Below are 12,462 nucleotides of genomic sequence, written 5' to 3'. Positions count from 1 at the left end.
CGCTGCTCATAACAAAAGGAGCTCAGGCATCCGGAACGAAAGATTTTAACGATTTGCTTTGGGATACAGGCAAGATAGAGTCTGACCAGTCCCAAGCCATCTTGTATGCGGGTCCGTCGTTGAAAACGCTGCAACGCGTTTATTGGAGGGTTAAGGTTTGGGGCAATCACGATGAAGTGTCATTATTTAGTGAATACGCTTTCTTCGAAATGGGGCTGCTGCATACCAGTGACTGGCATGCCCTCTGGATAGAACCGGAAAAGGAAGTGCAAATTGATGTATATAAACCTGCCCCTTATATTCGCAAGGAATTCACTGTAAGGAAGGGCCTTGCCCAGGCCAGAGCTAGTTTTACGGCCAAAGGAATATATCACTTTTATTTGAACGGAATGGAAGGAACGGACCATCTGTTTACTCCTGATCGATGGTGCTTATTGTGTAGAACTGGAACCGGACATGCTCACGCTAAAAAGCTCACCCATTGTGGCCGTTCCTGGTGCATGTACGGCCAAAGCGACCAGTTTCGAAGAGCACGCATTTTACGAAGCTAGTAGCCCACGTAAAATAGGAAATAAATATTATATAATATATTCCTCTGAAAAAAGTCATGAGCTATGTTATGCCGTCAGCGATAGGCCTGATAGCGGATATGCATTTGGAGGTACCATTGTGAGCAATGGCGATGTGGGTAAACATTCTGCGGGGAAAGCGTTAAACTATACCGGAAATACACATGGTGGTATTGTACAAATCAATGGAGAATGGTACGTATTTTATCATAGACAAACGAATGGACACCATTTTTCACGGCAGGGTTGTGCTGAAAGGATTGAGATACTGACGGACGGTAGCATACCACAGGTGGAAATGACCAGTTGCGGCCTTAATGAAGGGCCGTTGACTGGGACAGGGGAATATGAGGCGCGCATAGCATGCAATCTATCTGGACCTGAAGGAACCTATGAATACGGTAAAGAAAAAGACACTACCGGCAACCATCCTTACTTTACTCAAAGCGGAACGGATAGAGAAGAGGAGAGCAATCAGTATATTGCCAACATACGAGATGGTGCATGGGCAGGATACAAATATTTTGTATTCCGGAGTGAAAAAGCAATTACTGTGCGGGTACGTGGAACAGCAAGTGGGATTTTTAAAGTATCTACGATGGTTGGAGGAGAGCAGGTTGCACATATTGAAATTCAACCCGCTGAAAATTGGAGAGAGTATTCGGCACCGCTGCACATTCTACCAGGGGAACATGCGCTGTATTTTCGTTATGAAGGCGACGGTTCGTTCGACTTTGTATCCTTTAGGATAGAATAAAAACAAAAAGAACTTACTAGAGGCGCTTGTTTAAGAGTGCCTCTTCTTCATATAGAAAATTACTTTCTTTTCAATATCCTAGTTCCTTGGTTTTTGAAGGTGGAAATACTAATGCCGTAAATTTTCTTAAAGTGGCTGTAAAATCTGAATGTTGAATAATAGGGAGATACGGGCCAATTTTAACAAGTGGAGAACGGATCGAACAATCTTTAAGGAACAATGTTCTTGTCCTCAGACAAAGTTATACAAACAGTTGTGGGACAAGGGATTCGGTCGATTTGTATACATATGTATAAAATACTATATATAGACACCAGTAAACATTAGTACGCCGTACGTGTCTGATGAAATAAAGTTCTATACTGGCACGGTGGCGTTAAGCTCTAACGGAAAACGATAGCTCCATATACACCTACGAAGAATCTGCTGGCATTATCGGCAGCTTTATCACGTTAATGGGAACGCAACAATTTCCAAATATTTACTTCTAAATGGTGAAAGAAATTATGCTGATAAGGAAGGCGATCGTGTATGAACTACTCTAATCAAATGCTAGGTGCTATGGTAATACTCATGACAATTACTATGTTGATGTTGTTAGCTGGCTGCAATAACAATAATGTACCTACTGAAGCTATGCCCTCCAATACTGATTCGAGTTCAACACCGACTTCAACGTCACTTGAAACACCTTCTAATTCACCAAGTCCTACACCAAGTCCGACACAAAACGGAGAAACTAAAACTTTTAACCATGGCGGACTTAAACTTGAGGTAGCAAATGTCTACGAAGTTCGAACCGAAAGCATGAACGATGACGGAGGTAATCCAAGGGAATACAGTGTTTTTGTCTGTTATCCCGGTGCAAGTGTTACGGTATTAACCGCCGATATGAGTGATAGTCATTTCTCTGCGGATGGAAAGTCTCATGCAAATTGGGGTGTTCTCTTGGCGTCTGGTGGACGGAATGATATCGTGGATGACATGAATTCATTTGAGGTTACGCCTGATATACTCGGCATTTATAACCTCGAATCGAGCATGTATGTATTGAAATTAGAGATGTACGAAAATGACTGAAAGACCTAACGAATGGCATTGTTTTTAGGTCCATGGAGAAAGGGCCTACAACCGAGAGAAAGTGGGACCAATTTGTTTATGGTGTTCATCCGCTTCCGCGACAATACGCAAGATCATATGAGAAGCCTAATGTTAGGAAGAAGGCAAGGAATAAACTGATGCAAACATGGATTGAAATTTTTACATGAAGATTGCTTTTCCCAAAAAATCTCGAATGGTATTCGTTCATAATGGGTTATCCCTCCAACGTTTTCCAACGGTCATTCAAACACAGTAAAGCAAGTTTCATTGCTTCACTTAAATCCATCATAAAAAACAAATCCTGAAGAACGGGGTAAGTAATTTCTAAAGAATTTCTTAAGACTAGAAAAAAATTAAGGTTGACATTAAATCATTCAGTTCTATAATTTTCATATATCGCAATATACCGATGTGGAAAGATGAGATAATCTTAAACAAGCTTGAAGTGTCGCATGGAAACATTATACTTGATCTTCATGTTCCCCCGACAGCCCTGCTTGGCTCAGGTGGAGAGCAGTTCGCCATTGAAGCGCTAAAACATACATTTTTTCAATTTGGTGAGGTGAGCTCTATTGAACTTTTGGTTGATGGAGAACATAAAGAAAGCTTAATGGGACACATCGATTTGGAACGTCCAATGATCAGAAATGAGGATAGAGAACATTGATTTTTAGAATATTCAAACCATTAATCACAGTAATCGTCGTTTGTATACTGGCAATATATGTGTTACCGCTCTCAGTTTCAGCCACGAACCAAGGAACACTTAACTCATCGGGGATGTCTGACATACCGACTGTGGAATCATTGCATCTTAATGTTAAATCCGCCATTCTCATTGAACAAACTACAGGAGATGTTCTATTGTCCATCAATGCCGATCAGGGCTTTGCGCCGGCAAGTATGGTCAAAATGATGACAGAGTACATTGTTGCCAAAAAAGTTAGAACAGGAGAACTATCCTGGGATGACATCGTTACAGTCAGCGATCATGCATCTAAAAGCGTAGGTACCCGTGCATTTCTTGCAGAAGGAGATCAGCATACGGTAAAAGAACTGTACACCGCAATGGCAGTGGGATCCGCGAATGATGCTGCGATTGCTCTTTCTGAGCATGTATCGGGCACAGAACAGAACTTTGTAACACTTATGAATGAGGAAGCCAAACGCATGGAACTGACTAAAACCCATTTTATCAATGCTACCGGACTGAGCCGCGCCGACATGCCAGAAGGCTTTCGCCCTGATGAAATGGGAGAAACGCTGATGTCAGCAAAAGACGTGGCCACATTGGCGAAAAACCTTATTCAAGATGAACCAGATTATGCTGATGTCACATCCATTCCATTTTACAAGATGCGTAAGTCCGATAAAGATCCAATTGTCAATTCAAACCGGATGCTAGAGACTAACAAAGCTATTCCGAGTTATGCTTATGAGGGCTTGGATGGGCTCAAGACAGGATATACCAAAAGCGCAGGCTATTGCTTTACCGGAACTGCAGAGCGCAATGGTATGCGTTTAATCAGTGTTGTCATGGGGACTCCATCGATGGGGAGCCGCTTCGAAGAGACGGCAAAGGTATTAGACTATGGATTCAATCACTTTACAATGAATCAAGTAATTCCTGCTGGGAGTTTAGTCACTGGGATGGAAACATTTCCTGTCAAGGGCGGGAAAGAAAAAAATGTTCAGATAGTAACAAAAGATGATGTTTATTTTATTCTCCCGAAATCAGATGTATCTACACAACCTATTGCTACAGTCAATTTAGTTCCAGGTGGGCTCGCTGCCCCTGTAGTAGCTGGTACAAAAGCTGGAACGGCGACATTTACTTACGTAGTCAAAGGGCAAAGCGTCGTACAATTAAGAACTGTTGATTTAATCACTGAGCGAACAGTGGAGAAAGAAAACTGGTTTATGTTACTTCTTCGGTCAATTGGTGGTTTCTTTAGTGCGGATTAGCAGTGTCAAGATGCTTTGAAAGATTATGAATTGGAGAACGAATAAGATCTTTTAATTTGAACGGAATGATAAACAAAAAAGAAATATACAGCAGAACGATTTCGAGTGGAGACTGATCCCGATACTTGATCAGTTGAATATAAGAAGTCTTGCTAAGTCACTCCATGAGAAACCATTTTCGAGCAGGAAATAAGCTGCCAAGTTTGAAGAGGGGTTTAAACTCGTCTTCTTTCATAAGTTGTCTCTTACAACCGATGGAATACAGGTAACCACTCCTGATTTTCCATCGGTTGTTCTATTTTTTGTGATGAAATTTTTTGCAGTAAAAAGTTTTTTTTAGAATGAAGATTTTTTCTTCGAGTAAAAGGGATGTAAGTTTGACCGCTTTTTCTTGTCCTCCGACAGAACGTTACGGATGGACCGAACGTGGTAAGGCTTTGAGTCTACTTATGTACATATGTATAAAATACGGGTTTTGTGAACATGTCTATGAGTGGTAAAAGAGATTCGGGTTGCACTTTGCAATACGTTTCAAAAATCTCATTGCCTTTAGCGTGCTCCCCTTCATCGACTTGTACTTGGACTTCGTCCATCTGGCTATAGTGAGGTTTACATAAGTCAGGATTCTTTTGGCTGAGCCAGCAGCAAACTTCGAGAAATAGTTGAACCAACCACGTATTACAGGATTCACTAACTTAGCTAATTCCTCTATGGAAACCGATTTATTGCAAGTACGTATGTTACGTATGCGCTCTCGCAATACTTGTCCTGCACTTTTGCTGGCTGCCGGTGAAAAACCATTGAAAAATTCCCCTTGCTTGTTTCTCATATACCGTTTGCGAAACGTGTATCCTAGGAAGGTAAAATCTTCATACTCATGTCCTCCTTGATATCGATCACTTCTACAATATACGATTCTGGTTTTATCCGGGTGTATTTCCAATTTGCAGGTTTTCATTCGACTTTTCAACTCCTCAAGGAGTTGTTCAGCTTCTGCTTTCTTCCAACAGTGTATGACTCCATCGTCAGCATATCGAGCCCATGGATTTCTTGGTTTCTGCCTTTCCATCCACTGATCAAAGGCATAGTGCATATAAAGTTCCTCATCGTTACAGCCTTCAATAAATTCAACGGTCTGATTCGTGTCCTTTCTAAGCTGGTTCCATATTTCGGCTGAATCCTCAATGGCATGAGGGGATGAAAATGTAAATCGTTCTTTTCGATGAAGCATCCACTTAATTTTCTCTGCGTCTAAAAGAAATGGCTGGTCAAACAGTGTATCATCAAATAATCAGGGGTTCAATGAATTTATTGGCCTGAATGCTCCTAAATTTATCAAATTTTTCTCATCCATATCGTCTTCAGGTGTATACAAAATGAGGGTAACATCGTCGTATTCGCCTGCATAAAACGTGTTGGAACGAACATTAATTTCACCTGCAGAGGGATGCTGTATTTTAAAATGGTTATCATCCCGAAAACACTGGACGTCATGGAGTTCCCAAATCGTTTTGAAGTCTTCGTTCACTTCCAAAAGCTTCTTAATAATTTCAATGATGTAGGGATCTTCCGTCCGCCGAGCAAAAGTGTAACGAAAAGCTGCGAGTAGCTTTCGGGCCGAGTCTTCCCAGTCCGCATAACGGCCTCGTACAACGGGGTCGTTGAACATTAACCAGATCAGATTTCCCGAACAGTTTTTCATCTTGTTAGACTGCAATCCAAATACTTCAATGGCTGTCTGATTCCAAACTAACAGATTCCACTGACCGTCAATGGCGTAGGCTGGCAGATGTATATATTGATCAACGATGCGTTGAAGCACAGGGGTGGATATTTGCAGATATGACGCATCTGAAACCGATTCCAGAGGGATCTTGCGATCCGCTATGACATAGAGATGAGCTCTTTCATCACGACTTAACTTTAAAGTACGGGCCAAGCTTTCGATGACACTATCTGATATACGCACGTCTCTCCCTTGTTCAAGGGATGTGTACCAAGACACTGAGATTCCGGACAAAACCGCCACTTCCTCCCGGCGAAGGCCCTTAGTTCTTCTATGAGAATTAGAGTTGTTACTCAGTCCAACTTGTTCTGGTCTTGTCCTGTTGCGACGGTTTTTCAAAAATTCAGCAAGCTCCTTACGCCGCAGTTCGTCATTCAAGAGTCGCATCCCCTTTCCAATGATCTATGCTTAATAAATTGTACCAGAATCTTATAACGAATGCATTTGTTTTATCGGATTTCGTGTGAGTTAAGTTAAGGTAATAGTTTTTATAGTAGCATAAACACCGTACTAGTTGACCCTTAGTTCTCGCGGTATGATGTTCCTGCAATCGAATATAAATCCAACAAAAAAGGAGAATAGAAGCATGAATTTACATGAGCATGGAAATCGGATAAACGATTTCAACAAAATTGTTTTTGAACGTAGGGCGATTAAGAAATACGATACTTCTGTTAAGATTAGCCGCGATGAAATGAAGGATATATTAACCAAGGCGACCAAGGCTCCCTCGTCCTATAATTTGCAGTCATGGCGTTTCCTGGTCATTGAAAGCGAAGAGGCTAAATCCAAATTGCTGCCTTTGGCCATATTCAATGGGCAACAATACAATGAACAACAGATAGTAACTTCATCTGCTGTAATTGCAATTTTTGGTGACCTAGAGCATGTTGCGAGTGCGCCAGAAATTTTCAATGCAGAAGTAAAACAGGGGTCAATGACTGAATCTGTGAAAGAATATATCCTTGAGGCTATCAATATTCATTATAGCAATAGCCCGGATCATTTTCGTAAAGACGTGGCCTTAACCGATGGCGGACTGGTGGCTATGCAGTTAATGCTGGTTGCGCGTTCTTACGGTTATGACACTTGTGCCATGGGTGGGTATGATAAGGAGAACATTGCTGAAATATTTGGATTGGACAAGGAACGTTACGTTTCGGTTATGCTGGTATCCATCGGTAAGGCAGATTCTGATGGCCGCCCTTCAACACGAAAGCCGATTGCCGATGTTGCAGAGTGGAAATAAACGTTGAATGATGTTTTTTAAGCCTTCGTCCCGGGGCCTCTCATAACATGAGTATCCTAGTTTAGCGTGACCAAACGTGTGACCACGCCCTCAAATCATCATTATCCAGATATAGAAAAAGGCCTTCAAACACTCGGAAATCCTTGTGTTTAAACAACTTCATTAACTTAACCTTTTAACATCAATTATTCCGATGAGAGATAATCGTTTTCTAACGATTGTCTCTTTTTTCTCTTAGTATGCTTATAGTTCCTCATGAGATCATAGCAGTCACTCGCCCAAGTTGGAAATAATGGTTCATATTACCGTGTACATCTTATCCACTGATGGAGGACGTAGCCCAAGCGAAGGCGCGGGAGCAATTGTTTTTCTCTGTTATTCAGTATGCATCAAATCCGACACACATGGAACTAAGATGAAGCATATGAGATGATGGAACTACCGATTTTTCGAGAATATGAAGACATCGCAACTCAAGGAATGCCGAATAGCCCATGCTTATCTAGAAGAGGCTTTGGCTCGAGATTATTTCTTGAAATTGCGGCAGAAGAGCGGCAGTGATGGCGACCATGGCGCCAGTTTCTGCAAGGCTTCATGATCCTTCACATCTTCAAGTTGCTGCGGCAACTGCTCGAATAGATACTGCAGATAAGCCTGCGGCTTCAGGTCATTCGCCTTTGCGGTTTCCGCGATGCTGTAGATTATCGCACTTGCTTTTGCTCCGCGCGGCGTATTGCTGAAGAGGAAGTTTTTGCGTTTATGTGCTTAAGCACATAATCGTAAAAACTGGCTTTTCGCGGGCACAGCTCGCGGAGCCAAAGCCAGCGCGAAGATCTACAGTGTGATGGAAACAACAAAAGAAAATGGCCTAAATCCATTTAAGTATGTGCAGTACCTCTTCGAGCAACCGCCTCAGCTGACAGATCCAAACGATCCCGAAGTCTTAGACAAGTTGCTTCCGTGGTCGCCGATGCTACCGCTCGCCTGCCGAGTATTTAAACAACAATAGCTATAGTATACGACAGCCCTCAACATGACTGCATGATGGGGGCTGTTTGACGCATACCCTTTAGGGAAAAGTTTTATTCCTATACTAGATAGTATGGGCAAGTGGGGAAAAAAATATAAAGAATTAAGAAAAAGCTAAAGCCTATACTGGTCTTTAGCTTTTTCATTTTTATTATGTTTGCATGGTTTATCTTAAACTAACCTGCCCAATCGTATTATGAGGTCACCAGATCTTTCTGGTAGACCTTATTTTTGTGTGATCGTAAGATAGCGGTAGCCGGGGATCGAACGTTTCTGCCCGTGGGAGTTGGATCCCGAGAGCTATACAGTTCATCCCCCCTACTTGTTAAACCATGATTAGGCTGGTTGGGACCATGATCCCGAATCACATGCGATAATGTGGACGACAAGAAGGTTATAGGGGTTGCCGGCGAAAAATATTATGGGAGTGATTATGTGAACCCTGTCATTAGTTTGGATGTGTCCAAAGGGGAAAGTCACGCGCAAGCTTTTGCAGACAGAGGAACGCCCTATCTTTTACTGGGAAACGTGCGGCAGTCGTATTAGAGGCAACGGGTCATTATCATAGTCCAGTTGTTCAATTCTTGGATGAGCATCAGTTTGTGCATATGGAAAGTGGATTGGTATTTGTACAAAGAACGCCACTTAGTGGAGTGCTTTTTCAAAAAATCAAACATTTTCGCCGCGTGGCTACCCGTTATGACAAGCTAGCAAAGTCATTCTTGTCGTTTGTATACGTGGCTGCCATTTTCAAATGGACTCAGTAATGAGTTTTCAGACACGTCCTAGTGTTGTCAAAGCCATAAAGCGTCATTTCCTTGCCTGCAGGACGATCGGGGTGCCGGTGGGTGAAATCTTGCTGTCGCTATCTATGTACTTGGTTGCCCGTTTGTTCAGATCAATAAATGGTTTGACGCCTTGATGCTGAAGCAGTTCATAGATAGCCGCTACATCTCATGAGCGGCATCGAGCAGCATCTTGTCCAGCATGATCAAGGTGAAACGTTGCGAAAATTCAACCGAACTGACAACAAAGCTTACGGCGTCGTGGCGCGATGCGGGCTGAAGTCTTGGATAAAACGGCAGATCATGCTTACTGTTTGCAGCAGTAAGCATGTACAGGTCTCCGTTCCATGATCTGCTTCTGCATTTAGCATAGAATGACATTTTTTCATCACAATCTGCATATATCTAAAAAGATTTGGTCAAAAGGTGGTGATCACGATGAGAATCTGGATTGCTCATGAGGGAGAAACCTTAAGAACAATCGCGTACAAAAACGATGTGCAAACAGAAAATCTTATCTCCCTGAATTCGCACATTGCAAATCCCGATCTGAACATAACCGGTAAACCGGTCTACCTTCCTTACTCACCTGCAACGAAAACACCAAAGTACCACTCTCCCTCTTGCCCACCGCCATTGACTCCGCCAATATATTTAAATCATTGGCTTCCCCTTACCTCATTGGAACAAATGGCCGACATCGAATATGATGTCCTCATCGTCGGTACTGGCGCAGGAGGAGGGACTGTCATTTGGCGATTATGCGAACAGAGGCAAAAAAGCAATAAACGGATTGGCGTCATTGAAGCGGAGACCTTTTGCTGCCGACGAATGCGGCCAATATTCCCTCTATGAATAGCGAACGGGTGCAAAGATATTTCCAATATGTATCAAAACCTTTAATGGGTTCACTTCCGGAATTTTCAGGAGCAAGGCGAATTTTGACCCTTGGGGGAAAAACGTTATTCTGGAATGGAATTAGCCCCCGTATGGACCTACATCAATTAGAATATTGGCCTATTCCAATTCAGGAAATGGAAGCTTATTATTCCATCGCCGAACAGGTCATGAGCGTCACGAACAGATATACCGATGGTTCTTCGTTCACTGACATTTTGCGGAATCGACTGCATCAAAACGGGTTTCCCACAGCCACGACTACTCCGATCGCCGCCAACCTGCAGCCAACCGCATATGGGCAGGTTCCTTCCGATGTATTTTTCAGTTCTACCTCCTTTCTGGCTGAAGCGATGAACAACAGACCTTACGATTTGGCTGTCAAGGCCCGGGCGGGTCCAAGTGTTCGAAGAGAATGGGTATGTTACCGGTGTAAAAGCTATATCTCCGGACAAAAAAGCTTATGTTCTTAAAGCAAAGACGGTCGTATTATCGAAAAGCACATTCGAAACCCCACGTCTGTTGCTTCATTCGGGAATCCGGGGGCGAGCCATCGGTCATTATTTAACGAATCACTCTTTTGTTTCAGCTGTTGGATCAATGAACCGCAAGGAGTTTCCTGATGTATTAGGCACGCTGGGTATTTTGATCCCATCATCGCCAGAGAGACCTTATCAAGTACAACTGCACGGTCCGGATGCATATTTTTGGTATCAGCCTTATCAAGAAAAACCGTTGTCGGAGGAATTGGAAATAAATTTTCTATGCAACGGATCAGTTGAACCCCGTTTTGAAAATAAGATCACACTGGACTAAAAAAGACCGCATTGTTCCATTTCCTCATAATTTCAAAGAGTTGCTGGCCATGCACGCTGATACTATGAAAAATAAGCAAGCGGCCTATTTGTTTGAGTCCTCATGGAAGAAAAAGTACACAAACAGGGGAATCCGCAAGATTTTGGAAAAATATTCAAAGGAAGCCAATTTATCTCAAAACCTTTCTCCTCATTACGTCACATTCTATTAACCTCGCGAAAAAAGCAGGGCATAGATGACGCACTTATTCAACCTTATTCCGGGACATGAAAGTAGAAAATCTTTAGAGTATACTCAAAACTGGCAATTACCGATGCTCAAAATGAGTATAACGAGGTTATTAATGAATTCCTAATTTAATCCATGCGATTGCGGGTCGTGTCAGCTAGGCTGGTACTACCCCATATTGGATCAGGAATGGGTACAATTATGACCGCATCTGAATTACCCATGGCGCCGTTATAATGTCTTCACTTGTACTAGGAGAATTCGTAGGTTGGTCTCAATGGCTTGGAGTTATTATTATTTTATACGGTATCTCATTTAGCAGCATAAGACAAAGAGGATCAAGACCACAATCTTCAATGAAGGAATATACATCTCTTTAGACTTAGCGATGTATGAAGGAGAAAGTTATAGGTGAATTCCATCGTTACACATATATCAAAAATCCAAAATTTAAGAAATTGATGAAATAATGATTTCAGAACAAGACTTGAAGCATTTACAACGCTGTGTGGAACTTGCGCGAGTTGCACTAGTAAACGGAGATGAACCGTTTGGTTCCCTTCTAGTCGATCAACAAGGTAATGTGTTGGAAGAAGACTTTAATCATGTTTCTGGGGGTGATCCTACCCAACATCCAGAATTTGCTTTGGCACGATGGGCTGCTAAGCATATGACATCAGAGGAGCGCGCACAAGCAACTGTATATACTTCCGGGGAACATTGCCCGATGTGTGCAACTGCTCATGCTTGGGTTGGATTAGGCCGTATTGTATATGCGAGTTCTTCTGCTCAACTAGTTCAATGGATGAATGAACTAAACGTCCCCCCAGCGCCTATCTACAATTTGTACATTCAGGAGATCATTCGCAATGTGAAAGTTGATGGTCCTATACCTAAGTTATCTGACCAAATCAAAGCACTACATGTTGAACTGCACCAACGAACAAATGAGAGTACAGAGTACCTCTATAATAGAAGAGAAAATTTAAATCTTGCTCGACAATCACTGATGTTGGCATCATTCTTTATAAAGAAAGGTCACTAAATTGGTTGCAGAAAAAGTGCTAATCCTTATTTAGGATAAAAACTTTCTTTTTATATTTGAAGATGCTTTAAAAGGAACCTTATTTGCGAATATATATTGATTGCGGTTCCAGTTTTTCAAATCGCCATAGTTACGCTATCCTGACCGTCAGCTAAATGAATTAGCTGGCGAAAATCGATTAGACATATGCCTAATCGGTAATCGGACTATAATCTTTTCCATTACGGCAATCGGT

Annotated in this window: 11 protein-coding genes and 5 pseudogenes; 12 read left to right on the top strand and 4 right to left on the bottom strand. The window is 42.2% G+C overall.

Annotation, left to right across the window (positions count from 1 at the left end; translation table 11 throughout):
* Positions 1 to 53: 53 nt before the first annotated feature.
* The 5 genes from AC50Y5_RS10635 (at position 54) to AC50Y5_RS10615 (ending at position 4,392) form a co-directional block, all read left to right on the top strand.
* Positions 54 to 551: a glycoside hydrolase family 78 protein gene (locus AC50Y5_RS10635; protein ID WP_056040325.1), complete on the top strand. Its 498-nt coding sequence runs from the start codon at positions 54 to 56 to the stop codon at positions 549 to 551.
* The gene (locus tag AC50Y5_RS10630; RefSeq protein ID WP_081419009.1) at positions 457 to 1,326 is read left to right on the top strand and encodes a carbohydrate-binding protein; all 870 of its coding nucleotides are present in this window, start codon (positions 457 to 459) and stop codon (positions 1,324 to 1,326) included. Before AC50Y5_RS10635 ends, AC50Y5_RS10630 begins: the two co-directional genes overlap by 95 nt.
* Before the next feature lie 531 nt (positions 1,327 to 1,857).
* Positions 1,858 to 2,406 (top strand): hypothetical protein, encoded by a 549-nt coding sequence (locus tag AC50Y5_RS10625; RefSeq protein ID WP_494860396.1) that lies wholly within the window; start codon positions 1,858 to 1,860, stop codon positions 2,404 to 2,406.
* Between the two features lie 430 nt (positions 2,407 to 2,836).
* The gene (locus tag AC50Y5_RS10620; protein WP_056040337.1) at positions 2,837 to 3,094 is read left to right on the top strand and encodes a GerMN domain-containing protein; all 258 of its coding nucleotides are present in this window, start codon (positions 2,837 to 2,839) and stop codon (positions 3,092 to 3,094) included.
* On the top strand, positions 3,091 to 4,392 hold the full coding sequence (locus AC50Y5_RS10615) for a D-alanyl-D-alanine carboxypeptidase family protein (RefSeq protein WP_494860394.1): 1,302 nt from the start codon (positions 3,091 to 3,093) through the stop codon (positions 4,390 to 4,392). The genes AC50Y5_RS10620 and AC50Y5_RS10615 overlap by 4 nt, the downstream gene beginning before the upstream one ends.
* 487 nt (positions 4,393 to 4,879) lie before the next feature.
* Here the strand turns inward: AC50Y5_RS10615 and AC50Y5_RS10610 are convergent, their stop codons facing one another.
* Both AC50Y5_RS10610 and AC50Y5_RS10605 read right to left on the bottom strand, forming a co-directional pair.
* Positions 4,880 to 5,623 (bottom strand): group II intron maturase-specific domain-containing protein, encoded by a 744-nt coding sequence (locus AC50Y5_RS10610; RefSeq protein WP_056040341.1) that lies wholly within the window; start codon positions 5,621 to 5,623, stop codon positions 4,880 to 4,882.
* A 60-nt stretch (positions 5,624 to 5,683) separates the two neighbouring features.
* Positions 5,684 to 6,556 carry a helix-turn-helix transcriptional regulator gene (locus tag AC50Y5_RS10605; RefSeq protein WP_056040343.1) on the bottom strand — a complete coding sequence of 291 codons (873 nt, stop codon included), beginning with the start codon at positions 6,554 to 6,556 and terminating at the stop codon, positions 5,684 to 5,686.
* Between the two features lie 208 nt (positions 6,557 to 6,764).
* Here AC50Y5_RS10605 and AC50Y5_RS10600 point away from each other — a divergent pair, with 208 nt between their 5' ends.
* Entirely contained in the window at positions 6,765 to 7,427 is a 663-nt protein-coding gene (locus tag AC50Y5_RS10600; RefSeq protein ID WP_056040346.1) for a nitroreductase family protein, read from the top strand.
* 525 nt (positions 7,428 to 7,952) lie between these two features.
* Here the strand turns inward: AC50Y5_RS10600 and AC50Y5_RS10595 are convergent.
* Positions 7,953 to 8,183: pseudogene (locus AC50Y5_RS10595) on the bottom strand (transposase domain-containing protein); the annotation flags it as partial.
* A gap of 22 nt (positions 8,184 to 8,205) precedes the next feature.
* On the opposite strand from AC50Y5_RS10595, the pseudogene AC50Y5_RS10590 reads away from it, so the two are divergent.
* From AC50Y5_RS10590 to AC50Y5_RS10580, 3 pseudogenes are all read left to right on the top strand, one after another.
* Positions 8,206 to 8,436: pseudogene (locus AC50Y5_RS10590) on the top strand (transposase domain-containing protein); the annotation flags it as partial.
* A gap of 455 nt (positions 8,437 to 8,891) precedes the next feature.
* A pseudogene (locus tag AC50Y5_RS10585) lies at positions 8,892 to 9,061 on the top strand (IS110 family transposase); the annotation flags it as partial.
* Positions 9,062 to 9,080: 19 nt separating this feature from the next.
* A pseudogene (locus AC50Y5_RS10580) lies at positions 9,081 to 9,223 on the top strand (IS5/IS1182 family transposase); the annotation flags it as partial.
* Positions 9,224 to 9,403: 180 nt separating this feature from the next.
* On the opposite strand, the gene AC50Y5_RS10575 reads toward AC50Y5_RS10580, so the two are convergent.
* Positions 9,404 to 9,571 (bottom strand): hypothetical protein, encoded by a 168-nt coding sequence (locus AC50Y5_RS10575; RefSeq protein WP_494860388.1) that lies wholly within the window; start codon positions 9,569 to 9,571, stop codon positions 9,404 to 9,406.
* A gap of 108 nt (positions 9,572 to 9,679) precedes the next feature.
* Between AC50Y5_RS10575 and AC50Y5_RS10570 the strand changes: the two genes are divergently transcribed.
* The 3 genes and pseudogenes from AC50Y5_RS10570 to AC50Y5_RS10560 form a co-directional block, all read left to right on the top strand.
* Entirely contained in the window at positions 9,680 to 10,096 is a 417-nt protein-coding gene (locus AC50Y5_RS10570; protein WP_494860382.1) for a LysM peptidoglycan-binding domain-containing protein, read from the top strand.
* A gap of 444 nt (positions 10,097 to 10,540) precedes the next feature.
* Positions 10,541 to 10,954, top strand: a complete 414-nt coding sequence (locus tag AC50Y5_RS10565; protein WP_056040351.1) for a GMC family oxidoreductase N-terminal domain-containing protein — start codon at positions 10,541 to 10,543, stop codon at positions 10,952 to 10,954.
* Positions 10,955 to 11,651: 697 nt separating this feature from the next.
* Positions 11,652 to 12,125 (top strand): annotated as a pseudogene (locus AC50Y5_RS10560) (nucleoside deaminase); the annotation flags it as partial.
* Positions 12,126 to 12,462: the final 337 nt, after the last annotated feature.

This window comes from Paenibacillus sp. JT22N7 (assembly GCF_059383875.1).
The sequence above is the reverse complement of the archived record's forward strand: the minus strand, read 5'-3'. Positions and strand labels throughout refer to the sequence as shown.